Origin of the sequence: Spirillospora sp. CA-142024 (assembly GCF_050942325.1) — a bacterium.
GTDB lineage: Bacteria > Actinomycetota > Actinomycetes > Streptosporangiales > Streptosporangiaceae > Spirillospora.
Genome location: NZ_CP192077.1, coordinates 1705600 through 1722103, shown reverse-complemented (window position 1 = coordinate 1722103; position 16504 = coordinate 1705600). Strand labels below are relative to the sequence as shown.

The window sequence follows — 16504 nt, the reverse complement described above, 5'->3', positions numbered from 1 at the left end:
CATAACGCCCAGAAAGCTACCCGAAACAGGACAGCGCCCCAGCCAGCAGCACCCTGTTGACGTCCTCCTGCTATAACACCAATACTTGTTGGTGAAATAGGAGGCGCCATGGACGATCCACAGCACCGGGCGAAACAGCCGGTGAGTTCGCTCGCCGGGAGCTACGGCCATCCCCTGCACCCGATCCTCGTGACGGTGCCGATCGGGGCGTGGACGGGCAGCCTCGTGTTCGACATCGCCTCGCATCTGGCCGATGACCCGGACTTCCTGGCCAAGGGGTCGCTGTGGCTCATCGGCCTGGGCGTCATCGGCGCGTTCGCCGCCGCGGCGGCCGGCTTCCTGGATCTGCTCGCCATCGCGCCGGGGACGCTCGCGTTCCGCACAGCACTCGTCCACATGTCGCTGAACCTCGCCGTGACCCTCGCCTACGCGATCGGGTTCGGCTGGCGGATGGGGGACGTCACTGGAGCCGTCGGGCCAGGTCGAATCGCGCTTTCCGCCCTGTCGCTCGCGTGCCTCGCCGTGTCCGGGTTCCTCGGCGGGAAGCTCGCCTACCGCTACGGCGTGCGCGTCGCCGACGAGAGAACCCAGGCCGAGGGCTTCGCCCGCACGCCACGTCCCAACGCCGACCATGGAGGAACACCATGAACATCGCCGCACTCGTCACCTGGCTCGTCACCGCCCTGGGCGGCTTCTACATGCTCGGCACCTGGATCGCGCGCGGCGGGGTCCGGGGCGGGAACTCCCGGCTCCCCGTCCCGGTGATCTTCGGCCACTTCCTGCTCGCCGCCGCCGGCCTCGTCGTCTGGATCGTCTACCTGTTCACCGACACCGGCGCGCTGGCCTGGACGGCGTTCGGCATCCTGCTGCCGGTGGCGCTGCTCGGCTTCGTCATGTTCGCCCGCTGGCTGACCGTGGCCCGCACGCCGTCCGTCCGCGCCGCGGGCGCCCCGGGCTCCGCCCAGGCCGGCGCCGCCCCCGAGAGCTCCTTCCCCGTCCCGGTCGTCCTCGGCCACGGCCTCTTCGCGGTCGTCACCCTGGTCCTGGTCATCCTCACCGCACTCCAGGGCTGAGGGCTTGACAGCGGCATATCGTTTATCGTTACTATCGAAAAACGATATGCCGCTGCTCAAGGAGACACGTCATGACCACGGCCTTCCGCTGGACTCGGGTGGACAGCCATGTCCTGGAACTGGTCATCGGGCTCGGCCTCCTGCTGGTCGGCCTCTTCCAGGCCCTCTTCCCGCTCCTCGGGGTGACCGGGCCCCTGCCCCCCATCGACACGCGCGAGGTGCGTCTCGACACCGCCGCGCAGGTGCCGCACCTTCAGTCCGGCGGGGCGACCCTGCGCGGCACCCACCAGGCCGAACTGGCCTTCACCGACCCGGCCCTCTGGGACCGCGTCCTCTTCGCCGCCCCGCAGATCGTCCACGCCGGCCTGATCCTCGTGATCCTTTCCATTCTCATGCGGATGGCCACGACGTTCCGCACGGGCGACGTCTTCGTCCCGGCGAACGTGTACCGCCTCTACGGCATCGCCGTCGCCCTCATCCTGACCGGCACCGCCGTCCCCGCGCTCGACACGATCACCACGGAGGCCCTGATCAGCGGCACTCCCCTCACCAAGGAGGTCGTGTCCGGGTACACGCTGTCGGCGTCGACCGTCGTGCTGTCCATCCTCGTCGCCGCGCTGGCCGGCGCGTTCGGCCACGGCACCCGCCTGCGCGCCGACACCGAGGGCCTGGTCTGATGCCCCCCGAGGACCCCCACCAGATCACCGTCCACCTGGACGCCCTCCTCGCCGAACGCGGTCTCACCCTGACAGAACTGGCCGAACGCGTGGGCGTGACCCCCGTCAACCTCTCCATCCTGAAGAACGGCCGCGCCAAGGCGATCCGCTTCACCACCCTCAGCGCCCTCTGCCGGGAACTCGACTGCCAACCGGGCGACCTGCTGGCCTACGAGAAGGACTAGCCCAGCGGAAGGCTGCCGTGGCGTAGGCTCTACGTGGGAGAAGACTCACATTCGTGACCGGGCTTCCGTCGTCGACTGTTGCGCTCGGAAGCGCGCGACCTGAACCTCGGACATCATGACCGACCGGGCTCCGTCCACCGAACTCGCCAGCCTGCGCAACCGGGTGGCGGCTGTGCAGCGTCTCAGCAGCGCCGCCTCCGGCGGAATGGAGGGGCTGACCCGCCAGCTCGCCCACGAGCTCGGCCCCGGCGGGCGGGTCCTGCTCGTCGACCGGCTGAACGCCGTGGTGCGCGCACATCCGCGGGAGGCCGCCGCCCAGGTCACCGCCTTGACGGAGCCGCTGACCGAGCTGTGGCGGCGCGGCACGGCCGGGAGTCTGGTCAGCCGGATCGGCGACGACACGGTGCTCCTGCAGACGGTCGGCGAGAACGAGGCGGACGTGATCCTCGTCGCCGCCATGCCGGCGGACGCCGGTGCGGACGCGGTCGCGGTGACCAACGCCGCCGCCTCGCTGGCCGTGATCCACATCAACGCGGCGCGGCGGCTGCACGAGGCCGAGGAGCGGTTGCACAACGCCGTTCTCCAGCTGCTGCTCGACGAAGAGGTCGACAAGGCGTCCAGGACGATGCCGGGCGGGCTGCCCGCGGAGCCGGTCCGGGTCTACCGGGTGTCGGCACCGGGGCCGGTGCGCGGCGCGCTGCGCCATCACCTCTGGCGTCTCGCGTCCCGCTTCCACGAGCCCGCGATCGTCACCCGGGTCGACGACGAGATCGTCCTCTGCGTGCGGGACGACGCCGCCACCGGACGCCTTTTGCGGGACCGCATCTCGGAGATGCGGGACCAGAACGTCCGGGTCGGGAAGAGCGACCCCATGCCGCTGGAGGAGTTCCGGGCCGCGTACGAGGAGGCGGATCACGCGCTGCGTGCGGCCTGCGCCATCGGCACGACGCTGATGTCGTTCGGTGAACTGGCGGAGGAGCGGCTGCTGCGGCTGATCCCGCACGGGGAACTGCTGGTGTGGGCCGCGACACTGCTCCGGCCGGTGACGGACGCCGACGACGCCGAGCAGTCGCTGCTGCGCACCCTCCGGGCCTGGCTGGAATGCCACGGCCGCATCAGCCAGACGTCGGCCGCGCTGGGCATGGCGCCCCAGACGATCCGGCGCAGGATCGTCCGTGTCGCGGGACTGCTTCAGGGCGACCTCGACGACGAATGCGTGCGCGTGCGCCTCTATCTGGCGCTGCAGATCATCGACCGGGCCGGCCGGACCGACCATCCGTACGGGGACCCGCTCGACGTCGGCAAGGACTGCCTGGTCTGGTTGCTCGACATCCGGGAGAGCGTGTCCTGGGCGGCCAGCGTGATGAAACCGCTCCGGGACGCGGACCCGGACGGCAGGCTCCGGCAGACCGTTCGCACCTGGCTGGCGTTGCACGGGGAACTCTCCGAGACCGCCGCGCAGCTGGGCATCCACCGGAACACGCTGAGCAAACGGCTCGCCCGGGCGGAGGCCATCCTGGACTTTCCGCTGAGCTGGATCGGCAACCGCGCCCAGCTCTACCTGGCGCTGCTGACCGACGACCTGGCGGCCAAGGACTCGTTTCCGCCCGAGGCGTACGCCCACACGTTCTGAATCGCCCTCCGCCCCTCTCACCGGGACTTCCCACCTTGCACACCATCGGGCGACGACCGAGCGATTTGCACATGGGCGTCTCAGGCCGCCGCAAAGTTAGCGTCTGGAGAGTAATCGGCACGCCTTGTACTACGGCCCAGGTGGTGACATGAACACCGAAGAACCCTGCCTCACCCTTCCGGCCCGATCGTCCGACCGGCCCGGCTCGTTCGCGAAGATCACCTGGCCGGTCACCGAAACCCGTCTCGCCACCGTGACGGACACGCGGTCCTGGAGTGACGAGATCCTCGCCGGGTGGCGCAACCCGCTGCGAGAGGACACCGCCCTGATCGTGACCGAGCTGGTCACCAACGCCATCCTGCACGGCGGCGGGCTCCACTCGCTCCAGCTCACCCTCCTCCACGACGACGGTGTGCTGGTGGAAGTCGGCGACGGCTCGCAGGATCCCCCCGAGCCCAGGGAACCGGACCCGCAGCGTGCGAGCGGCTTCGGGCTGCGCCTAGTCGCCGCCCTCACCCAGGACATGGGGCAGTGGCGCCATGCGTCCGGGAAGACCGTCTGGGCGCGCCTCGGCCCGGAGCGCTGACCGCCCTCGGGCACCGCGACACCCGCCCAGGGCGACCATGACCACGATCAAATACAGCAGGCACCTCTCCGGATGAGGTGCCTGCTGTGCGGGGTTCGGACGAACCGGGCCTTGCGGTCCGGGTCAAGGCTTCGCCCGTCTCCCGAGTCTTCGAGGGGTTTCAAGAGGCGCCGGCGATCACTTCCGTTTCTGGCTCGGGGACGGGGCGGGTCGGCTGCGGGCGGCGCGGGGTCATGCCAAGGGCGGCGATCGCTGCGATCACCATGAACCCGCCGACCGTCAGCCAGGCGTGGACGTAGGCGGTGTGCGCGTCGGGGTAGCCGTGCGGGGTGCCGAGCACGGCGACGGCCAGGCTGACCCCGAGGACGGTGCCGATCTGCCGGCTCATGTTGACCACGGCGCTGCCGGTGGCGTAGCGGTGGGACGGCAGGTCGACGGCGGCCGCGGACAGGATGGTGGGGAGGGCGAGGCCGACGCCCGTCCCGCCGATGAGCCAGCCCGGCAGCATCTCGGACGCGTAGGCCGGTGCCGGGCCGAGGCTCATCGCGATCATGACGACGCCGAACGCGCACAGCATGCACCCGACGGCGGTGATCAGTCCGACGGGGACGCGTGCGGCGGCCATGCGCCCGGCGATGAGCGCCATGACGGGGACCATCAGGGGGCCGGGCGCGACGGCGAGCCCGGTCCTGATGGGCGAGTAGTGCCAGACCTGCTGCATCCACAGCACGCCGATCAGCAGGTTGGCGGCGAACGCGACGGTGAAGAGCAGGACCGCGGCATTCGACCAGAAGAAGGTGCGGACGGCGAGCAGCGCGGGTTCGATCACCGGCGCGGGGTGCCGCAGCGAGCGCAGCCAGAACCAGGCGAGGCCGAGCAGCGCGGCGCCGACGACGACGGTCGTCCGCTCGCCCGGCCAGTCGTTGATCCGCACGAGGCCGAGCGCCAGCAGCGCGACGGCGCCGGTCAGCACGGCGGTGCCGGGCAGGTCGGGGAAGCGGGCGGTGACGCCTTCGCGGGAGTCGGGGACGAGGCGGAGCGCGAGCAGCACCGCGATGATCCCGATGGGGACGTTGACCTCGAACACCCAGCGCCAGGAGACGTCGACGAGGACGCCGCCGACCGCCGGCCCCGCCGCGGCGGCGAGCGCGGAGGCGGCGGACCAGATCCGCACGGCGCCGCCGCGCCGTGCCGCCGGGAACGCCGACAGCAGGAGGCCGAGGCTGGTGGGGATGAGCGCCGCCGCTCCCGCGGCCTGCACGACGCGGAAGGCGACCAGCCACCACAGGGACGGGGCGGCGGCGCACGCCTGGGAGGCGAGGGTGAAGACGGTGAGGCCGAGGACGAGGCCCGTCTTGCGGCCGTAGCGGTCGGCGAGCCTGCCGAGCGGGACGAGGAGCGCGGCGAAGACGATCGCGTAACCGTTGAGCACCCACGACAGGTCGGCCATCGGTTCCCCGGCGAAGTCGCGGCCGATGTCGTTGAACGCCACGTTGACGATGAACAGGTCGAGGCCCGCCATGAAGGAGGCGACGGAGAGCACCGCGAGCACCGGCCCCGTGCGCACCTGACTTTGTTCCACCATAGTCAGGGAGGCTAGCGAGCCACCTGACTTTGGTCAAGCGAAGTCAGCAGGTTTATAGTGGACGGGTGACGATCGCACTTGAGGGGCACTTCGCCGACCGCGACGCCTGGTCGATGCAGAACTGCCCGGTCGCGAGAACACTGGCCGCACTGGGTCCGCCGTCGGCGGTCCTGGTGCTCAGCGAGGCGTTCTTCGGGACCAACCGTTTCGGCGACTTCGTGCGCAATCTCGGCATGACCGAATCGGCCGTCACCGCCCGGCTGCGCCATCTGGTCGACGCCGGCCTGCTGGTCCGGGAGCCCTACCAGGAACCCGGGCAGCGCACACGCTACGAGTACCACCTGACGAAGATGGGCCTGGACCTCGCGCCCACCCTGGTCAGCCTCATGGAATGGGGCGAGACCTACCTGCCCCACGAGGAGGGCCGCCAGGTCATGCTGACCCACGCCCGCTGCGGGGAGCGCGTGACGGCGCAGGTCAGATGCGCGGACGGCCACGACGTCGGCGTGGACGAGATCGTCATGGGCCCGCCGGAACCCGGCGAGCAGCACACCGGCGCCTGACGGCGCCCCCGCCCTCCCGGATGCCCGCGCCCTCGCGCCGGTCAGGGGCGCCGGGTGCCGCCGGCCAGGCGGAGGGCGTGTTCGACCAGGGAGACGAGGACCTGTTTCGCCGAGACCGTATGGCGGGCGTCGCACAGCAGGACGGGAATGTGCGGGTCGATGTCCAGGGCCGTCCGGATCTCCGGCGGGTCATAGCGGTCGGCGTCGTCGAAGCAGTTGACGGCGACGATGAACGGCGTGCCCTTGCGCTCGAAGTAGTCGATCGAGGCGAAACTCGCCATCAGCCGCCGCGTGTCGGCGAGCACGACCGCGCCGAGCGCGCCGCGCGACAGCTCGTTCCACATGAACCAGAACCGCTCCTGTCCCGGCGTCCCGAACAGGTAGATCGCGACGCCGTCGCGCAGGGTGATGCGGCCGAAGTCCATCGCCACCGTGGTGGTGGTCTTGGCGGCGACGCCGTCGAGGTCGTCGACGCCGACGCTCGCGTCGGTCAGCGCCTCCTCGGTGCGCAGCGGCCGGATCTCGCTGACCGCCCCGACCAGGGTCGTCTTCCCGACGCCGAACCCGCCGGCGACGAGTATCTTCAGCGCGACGCGCGGGCCGTCCGCCCGGTCGTCGGTCTCCTCGACTTCGTCGAGATCAGAGCGCGCGGAGCTCATCGAGCACCCTCCTGAGCAGGTTCGGATCGGTGTGCGGCTGGACGGCCGGCGCGGACGGCGAGGACGGCGTGGACCACCGCTGGACGTCCACGAGGCCCGAGTCGAGCAGGTCGCCGGCCAGCACGCGGATCACGCCGAGCGGCAGGTTCAGGTCCGAGGCGAGGTCGGCGAGGGCGTGCGGACGCCGGCACAGCGCCAGCAGCCGGCGCTGCTGGCGCGACAGCCGGCCGGGCTCGGGCGGCGGCCGGCCGGTCGCGACGAGGATCGCCACGATGTCGAGCGGCTCCCCGCTCGGCCGGGTGCGGCCGCGCGTCACCGCGTAGGGGCGGACGATCGGTCCGGCGGCGGCGTCCAGCCACCGCTCCCGGCCGGGACCCCGAGGAGCACCGGGCACGTCGCTGGGGTCCATTCCGGGTCACCTGTGTCCAGGTCCGGGCGCGCCCTGTCTCAGTCCGGTGGACAGCTGCCTGCCGACGCGCTTGACCAGCATCGTCATCTCGTAGGCGACCAGGCCCGCGTTGGCGCCGACCTCGCTGAGCAGGGCCAGGCAGCTGTTGGCCCCGGCGGGGACGACGAAGAACAGCCCCTTGTCCATCTCGACGAGGGTCTGCCGGATCTCGCCGGAGTCCAGCTGCGGCCGCGCCCCGACGGCGAGGCTGTGGAACCCGGCGGCGAGGGCCGCGAGGTACTCGGAGTCCTCCCGTCCGACGCCCCGCGACATGCCCATCACGAGCCCGTCCCGGGACAGCACGACGACCTTGCGGATCTGCGGGACCCGGTCGACCAGGTCGTCGAGGAGAAAGTTCAGCTCGGTGCCCGCTCCCTGCTGGGTCATGATCTTCCCTCCATGCCGTCCACGGGTCCGTCCGCGGGTGCTTCGTCCTCGTCCCGGCCGCGCAGCCAGCCCGCCTGCAGCGACGCGAACAGGTCGCGGGACGCCTCCGCCGACCGTTCCTCCCAGGCGGCGATGGCGTCGCCGGGGTCTAGTGTCGGGTCGCGCAGCTGGGGCGCCAGGTTGCCGCCCCGCACCCGGCGCGGCAGCGGGGCCCGCCCGCCCCCGGCCGCCTGGACCTGCGCCTCCCCGAACGACTGCTCTCCGAAGGACTGCTCCCCGAAGGACGAGGGGGCCTCGTACCGGCCCGGACCGGCGTAGGGGTCGTGGCCGTAGGCGGGGATGTGCGGCCCCGCGGCCTGGAACGGACGCGTCGCGTCGAACACCGGCGCCGGTCCGGGCAGCCGGGTCCCCGCCGGGGGTGTTTCATGCGGCGGTGGGGTTCCGTACGACGTCGGGGTCTGGTCGCCGCTGTCGAACCCCACCGCCGCGTTCTGTTCCGGCCGGTCCTCCATCCATTCGGGGTAGGACGCCGGTGCGTCGGGCGGCACCGCCGTGTCCTGAACGGGCGCGATGTCGTACACCGGGGCGTTGAGCATCGTCGTGGACGAGGGCCCCGGCGGCGTGGGCCACGGCTTCATCCCGTTCGCCGGGGCGGACCCGTTCTGCGGGGCGGCCCCGTTTCCGGCCACCGCCACATCGCCCCCCGGAACGCTTTCGGCTCCGACTTCGTCCTCAGGCTGGTCGACGTCCACGATCAGCCGGCGCGGGATCAGCACGACGGCGCTGACACCCCCGTACAGGGACGGCTGGAGCGCGACCCTGATGCCGTGCCGTCCGGCGAGCCGGGAGACGACGAACAGGCCGAGCCGGTCGGTGACCGCCAGATCGAACTCCGGGGGCCGCGACAGCCGCAGGTTCAGCGCGTCCAGCTCGGACTGGTCGAGCCCGATGCCGCGGTCGATGATGTCCACCGCGAACCCGTTCGCGCCCATCTCGCCGCGCACGAGGACCTCGGTCGGCGCCGGCGAGAACACCGTCGCGTTCTCGATCAGCTCGGCGAGCAGGTGGATGATGTCGGCGACGGCCTCGCCGATCACCGCGGCCTGCCCGGACACCACGACGACCTCGACCCGCGTGTAGTCCTCGACCTCGGCGACCGCGGCGCGCAGGACGTCCTCGACGTGCACGGGGCGGCTCCAGCCGCGGCCCGGGGACGTCCCGGACAGGATGACCAGGCCCTCGGCGTGCCGGCGCATGCGGGTGGTGAGGTGGTCGAGGCGGAACAGGTCTTCGAGCGCCTTCGGGTCGGACGCGCCGCGCTCCATCTCGTCCAGCATCCGGAGCTGGCGGTGCAGCAGCGACTGGCTGCGCCACGCGACGTTGAGGAAGACGCGGCTGATGCCCTGCCGCAGGTACGACTCGCGGACCGCGGTCTCGATCGCGGTGTGCTGCACCTTCGTGAAGGCGTCGCCGACCCGCGCCACCTCCCTGCTCTTGCCGATGACGAGCGGCGGGGCCTCGGCGTCCACGTCGACCTCCTCACCGCGCCGCAGCCGGGCGACGACGCCCGGCAATCGGTCCTCGGCGAGGTTCAGCGCGGCGCGCTGGAGCCCGCGCAGCTCGCGGGACAGGCTGCGCGCGGCCAGCAGCGACAGGATGATCGACGCGATCACGGCGAGCAGCCCGAACCCGCCGGCGAGGACGAGCCGCAGGACGATCCGCTCACCGATCGGCTTGGCCAGCTCGTTGAGCGCGAGGCTCGCCTCGGTGACCTTCTGCGCCCACGCCTGCGACAGCAGCTGCGTGGTGGCCTGCCAGTCCGCGGCCTCGGCCGGCAGCCGGTCGCCGCGCGCGTTCACGATCGCCGTCTCGGCCGCCCGGTACCGCCGGTAGCCCTCGGACGAGGCCAGCTTCTCCAGCGGCCCGCGGATCTGCCCGTTCAGGTCGGCGAGCCCGGCGTCGAACTCGCGCCGTCCCTCCGCCGCCCACTGGACGAACGCGGTGTGCTCGGCCTGGGTGAACCGCCCGTTGCGCGCCAGTGCCGCGGTGACGAGCGAGTCCTCCCGCAGCATGTAGGCGCGGGCGTTGCCGATGCCGATCAGCGCCCGGCCCTGGGTGAGGATGGCGACGTCGTTGACCGTCACCAGGCCGTCGAAGACCGTGATGACCTGGTCGAGGACGGTGCTGTAGGAGTTGATGACCTCCAGCGGCTGGGCCGTGCCCGCGTCGACCTGGGCGCGCAGCTGCGGCAGCCGGTCCAGCGCCTTGATCGCCTCGGCGAGCCGCTGCTTGGTCTCCGGCTGCGCGGCGTCCCTCGCCTCCGGCGACAGCGCGGTCGCGCGGAACGCCTTCTCGACCGCGCTCACCCGGGCGCGCTGCCCACCGAGCTTCTGCCTGTCGGCGGGGCTGCGCGTGCTCAGCGCGACGACACTGAGGGAGCGTTCCGCCTGGAGCTGGTTCACCAGGTAGATGCCGGGAAGCCCCATCTTCTCGTACGTCGTCGAGAAGTCGTACTTGTCGAAGGCGTCGCCGAGCGTGATGTTCGCGGCGAACGCCCACAGGGCGATGAGCGACACCAGCGGGACCAGCAGCAAAGCCGTGATCCGCAGCCGGATGGGGCGCCTCCGCCGGGTGCTGCCGCCGGACGCGCCGTCGCGGGGTGTCTTCGAGGTCATCAGATCACTACCTCAAGCCGGGGACGGGCCGGATGTCGCGGCCCGTGTGTCGGGGGTCAGGGGGGCGCGGGGGTCAGGGGCGCGCCTCGTCCAGCGCGGCGCGGGCGACCAGGCCGCGCAGCCGGCTGGTGATCATGGAGACGGCCTGCGCGTGCCCGCGCACGGCCTTCTCCCGCGTGGTGTACTGCCCGATGTCCGCGTGCATCGCGTGATCGGACACGATCGTCTGCCATAGCAGCGGCCTTCCGTTCGCCGCGAGCCCGAGATCGATCACGGTGAACCAGGTCGAGACGACCACGACGACGGCGCCGACGCGGATGACGTCCTGCGCGAGCAGGCGTCCCCGCACGTCGAGCAGCAGCCCTTGGGCCTCCTCGGCCGTGATGCGTCGGCCGTCCCACCGGTAGTAGTCCGGGGGGCGGTGGTACTCAGCAGGCATGGCACGTCCCATCGCCGGACCGGGGTGCGCGGGAGGTGCTCAGTGACCGGGGTGCTCGTCCCGCGGCCAGGCGCGCACTTCGCACCAGACCGACTTGCCGGACGCGGTGTGGTCGGTGCCGTGCCGGTCGGCCATGACCGCGACGAGGAACCAGCCCCGTCCCGTCTCCTCCATGAGGTCGACCGGCCGCTCCCTGGGGACGGCGGCGCTCTGGTCGTGCACCTCGATGCGGAGCCGGGTGCCGGCGCGCAGCAGCCGCAGGCACAGCGCGGAGCCGGGGATCGGCGCGTGCCGGACGGCGTTGGTGACCAGCTCGGACACCAGGACCTCGGCGTCGTCGGCGACGTGCCCGATGCCGGACGCGGTGGTGACGGACCGGCTGAAGCGCCGCGCGCGCGGGACGGACTCCCGCTCGGCGGGCAGCGTCAGCTCGCCCAGCAGAAGCGGGGCGGGCTCGTCCATGGTGGGCAGGCCGTGCGGTGGTGTGGTGGTGGCCAGGGTGCTAGGGAGTTCGATGGTGTGGTGTTCGCCCGACATGATGAACGCCTCCTTGACTAAGGCGTGTCGCCCGGATGCGGCCCGGCCGGGGTGCGAGGCCGCGGGCATGGGGGGATGGTGCCGGCGCCGCCGTTCGGGCGGACGGGGGCACGGTGCGCGAGGGACGCGGCGCGGTCATGACGCGTCGCCTCCCTCGGCCTGGGTGCCCGCCCGGGCGCGCAGCAGCCGGGCGGTGCTGGTGAACCACTCGTAGTTCTCCTGCTCGAAGCGGCGGCCTCGCAGGCAGGTGAGGTACGGGCCGAGTGGGGACCCGGTGCGAAGGAAGGTCTCCTCGTCCAGGTCGCCGCGCAGGTGCTTCAGGGTGCGTTCGAAGACCTCGACCTTGGCGGCGGAGGCCACCGCCCGGTCCTCGAGCTGCGCGATGACGGAGGCGGCGGAGATGTGGTCCACGGCCTGGACCATGACGAGCAGGTTCTCGCGGATGATCCCCGGCTTGGCGGGGACCGCGGCGAACCGTTCGAGCTCGTCGACCCCGGCCGGGGTGACGGTGTACACGCGTTTGTTGGGACGGTCGTGCTGGATGATCTGCCGTCCGCTGATCAGGCCTTCCGTCTCCAACCTCGACAGCTCCGAATAGAGCTGCTGCGGTACGGCATGCCAGAAGTTGGAGACCGACAAATCGAAGATCTTGGCCAGCTGGTAGCCGCTGTACTCGCCGTCGAGCAGCGCCGCCAGCACCGCGTGACGTAGCGCCATCGGCCTTCTCTCCCCGCCTTGACTCAGGGTGATGCCCGACGTTAGCAGACAACGACATGATTAGTCATCATTTTGACTAGGATTGGTCAGCCCGAATTTTCACGATCTTCGAAATCGCCCGGTCCGCGCTCATGCGCGCACCCGGCGAAGCTCCGCGACGCCCGGTTCCAGGTCGCCGGCGAGCCCGGTGATCTCCCCGTTCAGGAATGCCTCCCGGGTCAGCCGGCGCTGCATCTTGCCGCTGGTCGTCCGCCTGACGGTGCCGCGCGCGGCCAGCACGACGCTCACCGCGGGCAGCTCGAAGGCGCGGGCGACACGGGTCTTGATGAGGGACGCGAGCTCGTCCAGCGGCGTTCCGGCGGCGGCCCGCGTGCTTATCTCCTGGACGACGACGACCTGCTCCCGGCTCGCGTCGACCGGCCCACCGGCGCCCGCGTCGACGCCGGAGTCGATGTCCGGGTCGATGTCGGGGTCGATCGCGAAGGCGGCGCCGACCAGCGCGGCAGGATGGGCGGCCCGCGCCGCCTCCTCGATGTCGTGCGCGTGGATGTTGCGGCCGTTGACGATGATCAGATCCTTGATCCGGCCGGTGACATAGAGCTCGCCGTCGGCGATGAATCCCAGATCGCCCGTCCGTAAGAACGGGCCCTCGTCCGCGGACGTGCGCGCGCCGAACGTCGTCCGGCTCTCCTCGGGACTTCTCCAGTAGCCCTGGGCGACGCTGCCGCCGCGGACCCAGATCTCGCCGACGCGTCCCTCCGGCCGCTCGGCGCGCGTCTCCGGGGCGACGATCCGGACGTCCAGGGTGACGGGGCGCCCGCTGCTGACGAGCCGCCTGACCCCCTTCCCGGCACTGCCGTTCGGGGAGTCGCCGTTCGGGGAGTCGCCCTTCTGGGCGCCGCGGGCGACGGCCTCGTCGCGGGTGAGGGCCTCGGCGTCGAAGTCGCGGACCACGGGGCCGCCGCCCAGGGGCGCACCGGTGACGAGCAGCGTCGTCTCGGCCATCCCGTAGCAGGGCATCCACATGGCGGGCCGGAAGCCGACCGGCCCGAACCGCTCGGTCATCGCCTCCAGCGTCGCCGCCCGGACGGGCTCGGCGCCGTTCTTGACGACCCTCAGCGACGACAGGTCCAGCGCCTCCATCTGCCGGTCGGTGACACGGCGCAGGGCCAGCTCGTACCCGAAGTTCGGCGCGACCGTGATCGTCCCCCGGTACCGGGTGATCAGTTCCAGCCACAACGCGGGGCGTTTGATGAAGGTGATCGGCGAGGTGAACACGTACCGGCAGCCGAGGTAGAGCGGCTGGAGGAACTGACCGACGAGCCCCATGTCGTGGTAGTGGGGCACCCAGCCGACGCCGACCGTGTCGGCCGTCCCCTCAATGCGGCGCTTGATCTCCTCGCCGTTGCACAGCAGGTTGCCGTGCGTCACCATCACGCCCTTGGGCTCGCTTGTCGAACCCGACGTGTACTGGAGGAAGGCCAGCGTGCCGGGGCTGAAATCCGGGGGCTTCCAGCCGCCCGGATCGGACTCCTTGCCCGCCTGGGTGTCCAGGCAGTGGACGCGTCCCCTGAGCCCGGCGGCCGACAGCCACGCGTCGAGCGTGCCCCGGTGCGCGGTGTCGGTGAGGATCAGCGCGATGTCGGCGTCCTCGATGATCCGGCGGGTGCGTCCGAAACGGCCCGCGTCCAGGTCCGGGAGCGGGGCCGGTACGGCGACGACCCGCGCGTACAGGCAGCCGAGGAACGCCGTCAGGAACTCCAGCCCCTCCGGATACAGCAGCAGGACGGCCCGGTCGCGCAGCCCGCGCGCCTCCAGGCGGCAGCCCAGCACACGCGCCTTCCGGTCCAGCTCGGCGAAACCGACGACGTTCTCCTTGTACTTGCGGCCCGGTTCCTCGCTGATGAAGGTGAACGAGCGGTCGTCACCATGCGCCCGGATGTTCTCCCGGACCAGCGACACGAAATCCGTGTACACCGGGACTCACTCGTCCTCGGCCAGGGACAGCAGGGAGAACCACCGTCGTTCGGCGGCGCCGCGGAACATCACGTCCTCCAGTGGCGGGAGGAACTCCTCCGACAGGACGGTGTCGGGCTGCGCGCGCTGGAGCAGCCGCTGCAGGCACAGCACGAGCCACTGCCCGTCCGCGAACGGGCCGCCGAACGCGTGCCGGTTGTGCAGCCACGTGAGCATGCAGGAGGCCATCGCGTGCAGCTCGCAGTACCGTTTGGCGCGGGCGAGCGCCGCCACCGACGAGGTGTCGCCCTCGTTCGCGCGGATGCCCGCGTCCACCTTGGCGCGCAGGCCGCCGATGCCGGACAGCAGATCCTTCAGCTCCGCCGCGACGCCGGGCGCCGCGTGCGCGTTCGCCGCGGTCAGCAGCTCCTCGGCGATCTCCTCGAACCGCTGGCCGACCTCGTCGCGTCCCTCGTTGGTGAGCTGCAGCTGCCGGCCGTCCGGGTCCCAGGCGGGCGGCGTCCGCGTCCAGCAGAACAGGTCGGCGAGCAGTTCCTCCTCGCGCCCCGTCTCCGCCGGCGGCTCGACGAGGTACGGGAGCTGGCCGGCGACGTTGGCGAGGTTCACGTGCGTGGTGCCCTCGAAGATGCTCGCGATCGCGTGGTCGCGCTGAAGCTTCTGGAACACCCCGTGCGCCACTCCTTCGCGCAGGTAGCCGCGTGCGGCGAGGACGGTCCCGATGCTGGCCACGACCTCCTCCCCGAGGACGGGGACGAAGTACTTCACGATCGACGACCACAGGCTGAGCCGCCCGGGCGCGACGGTCAGGCAGCGCGCCACGGGGATCGCGACGCACTCGGCTATCAGCAGGTCCAGATGCGCCTTGACCAGATGGTCGCGGATCACGGGGATCTTGTAGATGTCCGATCCGTAGAGGGTGCGCTGCCTCGCGTACTCCATCCCGATGCGCACGACCGCGTCCATCGTCCCGACCGACAGCGCCGCGATCGCCGTCCGGGTGATCTGCAACGTCTTCAGCGTCTGGACGAGCCCGGAACCGCGCCGCCCGATCACCCGTTCCGCGGGCAGCCTCGCGCCGGAGAACGCGACTCCGCTGAGGTCGTGGCCGCGCAGCCCGACCGTCCGGACGGGCGGGAGCGTCGACCAGGCGGCGGGGTCGAGCTCCCGCTTGTCCACGAGGATCAGGGAGAAGTCCCGCGGGCCGGTCTTGGCATAGGTGGTCACGAACCGTCCGCGGGTGGCATTGCCGACCGGCCACTTCACGCCGGTCAGCACCAGCTCGTCCCCCTGGATGTCGGCCTCCGACTCCGACGCCATCACGTCGCTGCCATGGTCGGCCTCCGAAACGCCGAAACAGGCCAGGTCGCCGCGCAGCACCCCGTCAGCGACCGTCTTGCGCTGCCAAGGATCGCCCCACAGCCACACCGGGTTCACCGCCAGCAGCCCCGACCCGTACATCACCGCGACGGTGACGCTGCGGCGCGAGATGCCGCGGGTGACGAAGAAGAGCTCCTCCAGTGTCGTCAGGCGCCCGCCCAGCGTGCTCGGCACCAGGTACTTCGGGAAACCCCACGCCCGGACGGCGTCCACCGCGCCCGGCGGCAGTTCGTCGCGCTCCTCCGCCTCCACGATGGCCTTGTAGGAGAAGGGGCCGGCCTCGTCGTCCATCGGGTCGCCGAGATAGCGGTTCAGGTCGGCGGCTATCCCGTGCGCCGGGGACAGTCTCTCCGGAAAGGGCTTCCCCGGGGCCGGCGTCCTGGTGGACGACTCCGCCGGCGCGGGATGTACGGGGTATGCGGGGTGTACGGGGACCTTACTGTCCATCTTTCCTTCGACTCCCTATGTCTGGGTCGCTCCCTGTGGCTGCCCCTAGGCCTGCTGAGTACCGGACGGACCCCCCGCTTCCCCCGCGTCCTCCATCCGCCTGCCGACCACCCGGGCGAGCGTCATCGCCGCGGGCAGCGGGCGCACCATGACGGTCAGCCCGGTGACCAGCCCGGTCTCGCCGAACCTCAGCAGGTCGAGTCCCTGGACCGCCTTGCCCAGCACCCGGGCGTTGAAGATCAGCGCCTGCGCGGGCGGGGCGGCGCCGTTCGTCCCGCCCGGCGGGACGCCCGCGAGCTCGTCGGTGTAGCGGAAGTCCTCGAAGACCTCCAGCAGGACGCCGAGCAGCGCGGCGACGGCGTCACGGCCCAGATAGGGCTTCACCATCACCGGGCTGTGGAACTCGATGCCCGGGTCGAGCGCACCGGTGATGGCGGCGAGGTCCTTGGCCTCCACCGCCGAACGGAACGTTCCGGGAACCGTCATCTGAGCTGCTCCCT

Annotated in this window: 18 protein-coding genes; 7 read left to right on the top strand and 11 right to left on the bottom strand. The window is 71.4% G+C overall.

What is annotated here, in order from left to right:
* The first annotated feature begins 108 nt into the window (after positions 1–108).
* The 6 genes from ACQPZP_RS08455 (at position 109) to ACQPZP_RS08430 (ending at position 4193) form a co-directional block, all read left to right on the top strand.
* The gene (locus tag ACQPZP_RS08455; RefSeq protein WP_433477069.1) at positions 109–648 is read left to right on the top strand and encodes a DUF2231 domain-containing protein; all 540 of its coding nucleotides are present in this window, start codon (positions 109–111) and stop codon (positions 646–648) included.
* Entirely contained in the window at positions 645–1073 is a 429-nt protein-coding gene (locus tag ACQPZP_RS08450; RefSeq protein WP_433477068.1) for a hypothetical protein, read from the top strand. The genes ACQPZP_RS08455 and ACQPZP_RS08450 overlap by 4 nt, the downstream gene beginning before the upstream one ends.
* A 71-nt stretch (positions 1074–1144) precedes the next feature.
* Positions 1145–1750 carry a DUF2975 domain-containing protein gene (locus ACQPZP_RS08445; RefSeq protein ID WP_433477067.1) on the top strand — a complete coding sequence of 202 codons (606 nt, stop codon included), beginning with the start codon at positions 1145–1147 and terminating at the stop codon, positions 1748–1750.
* Positions 1750–1974 (top strand): helix-turn-helix domain-containing protein, encoded by a 225-nt coding sequence (locus ACQPZP_RS08440; RefSeq protein ID WP_433477066.1) that lies wholly within the window; start codon positions 1750–1752, stop codon positions 1972–1974. The genes ACQPZP_RS08445 and ACQPZP_RS08440 overlap by 1 nt, the downstream gene beginning before the upstream one ends.
* A 115-nt stretch (positions 1975–2089) precedes the next feature.
* On the top strand, positions 2090–3607 hold the full coding sequence (locus tag ACQPZP_RS08435) for a helix-turn-helix domain-containing protein (RefSeq protein WP_433477065.1): 1518 nt from the start codon (positions 2090–2092) through the stop codon (positions 3605–3607).
* Positions 3608–3755: 148 nt separating this feature from the next.
* A complete protein-coding gene (locus ACQPZP_RS08430) occupies positions 3756–4193 on the top strand; it encodes an ATP-binding protein (RefSeq protein WP_433477064.1) in 438 nt (145 codons plus the stop codon).
* A gap of 160 nt (positions 4194–4353) precedes the next feature.
* On the opposite strand, the gene ACQPZP_RS08425 is transcribed toward ACQPZP_RS08430, so the two are convergent.
* Positions 4354–5778, bottom strand: a complete 1425-nt coding sequence (locus ACQPZP_RS08425; protein ID WP_433477063.1) for an MFS transporter — start codon at positions 5776–5778, stop codon at positions 4354–4356.
* 65 nt (positions 5779–5843) lie between these two features.
* Between ACQPZP_RS08425 and ACQPZP_RS08420 the strand changes: the two genes are divergently transcribed.
* Positions 5844–6341, top strand: coding sequence for a winged helix-turn-helix transcriptional regulator (locus tag ACQPZP_RS08420; protein WP_433477062.1), 498 nt, complete (start codon positions 5844–5846; stop codon positions 6339–6341).
* 41 nt (positions 6342–6382) lie between these two features.
* On the opposite strand, the gene ACQPZP_RS08415 is transcribed toward ACQPZP_RS08420, so the two are convergent.
* The 10 genes from ACQPZP_RS08415 to ACQPZP_RS08370 form a co-directional block, all read right to left on the bottom strand.
* Complete coding sequence (locus ACQPZP_RS08415; protein ID WP_433477061.1) at positions 6383–7000, bottom strand: GTP-binding protein; 618 nt, start codon at positions 6998–7000, stop codon at positions 6383–6385.
* Complete coding sequence (locus ACQPZP_RS08410) at positions 6981–7409, bottom strand: DUF742 domain-containing protein (protein WP_433477060.1); 429 nt, start codon at positions 7407–7409, stop codon at positions 6981–6983. Before ACQPZP_RS08410 ends, ACQPZP_RS08415 begins: the two co-directional genes overlap by 20 nt.
* 6 nt (positions 7410–7415) lie before the next feature.
* Positions 7416–7835, bottom strand: a complete 420-nt coding sequence (locus ACQPZP_RS08405) for a roadblock/LC7 domain-containing protein (RefSeq protein WP_433467129.1) — start codon at positions 7833–7835, stop codon at positions 7416–7418.
* Positions 7832–10510 carry a nitrate- and nitrite sensing domain-containing protein gene (locus ACQPZP_RS08400; RefSeq protein ID WP_433477059.1) on the bottom strand — a complete coding sequence of 893 codons (2679 nt, stop codon included), beginning with the start codon at positions 10508–10510 and terminating at the stop codon, positions 7832–7834. Before ACQPZP_RS08400 ends, ACQPZP_RS08405 begins: the two co-directional genes overlap by 4 nt.
* 73 nt (positions 10511–10583) lie before the next feature.
* On the bottom strand, positions 10584–10949 hold the full coding sequence (locus tag ACQPZP_RS08395; RefSeq protein ID WP_433477058.1) for a hypothetical protein: 366 nt from the start codon (positions 10947–10949) through the stop codon (positions 10584–10586).
* Between the two features lie 39 nt (positions 10950–10988).
* On the bottom strand, positions 10989–11486 hold the full coding sequence (locus ACQPZP_RS08390; protein ID WP_433467126.1) for an ATP-binding protein: 498 nt from the start codon (positions 11484–11486) through the stop codon (positions 10989–10991).
* A gap of 135 nt (positions 11487–11621) precedes the next feature.
* Complete coding sequence (locus tag ACQPZP_RS08385; protein ID WP_433477057.1) at positions 11622–12203, bottom strand: PadR family transcriptional regulator; 582 nt, start codon at positions 12201–12203, stop codon at positions 11622–11624.
* Between the two features lie 129 nt (positions 12204–12332).
* Positions 12333–14180, bottom strand: a complete 1848-nt coding sequence (locus ACQPZP_RS08380; protein ID WP_433477056.1) for a fatty acyl-AMP ligase — start codon at positions 14178–14180, stop codon at positions 12333–12335.
* 6 nt (positions 14181–14186) lie between these two features.
* The gene (locus ACQPZP_RS08375) at positions 14187–16004 is read right to left on the bottom strand and encodes an acyl-CoA dehydrogenase family protein (RefSeq protein WP_433477055.1); all 1818 of its coding nucleotides are present in this window, start codon (positions 16002–16004) and stop codon (positions 14187–14189) included.
* Between the two features lie 45 nt (positions 16005–16049).
* Positions 16050–16490: a nuclear transport factor 2 family protein gene (locus ACQPZP_RS08370; RefSeq protein ID WP_433477054.1), complete on the bottom strand. Its 441-nt coding sequence runs from the start codon at positions 16488–16490 to the stop codon at positions 16050–16052.
* Positions 16491–16504: the final 14 nt, after the last annotated feature.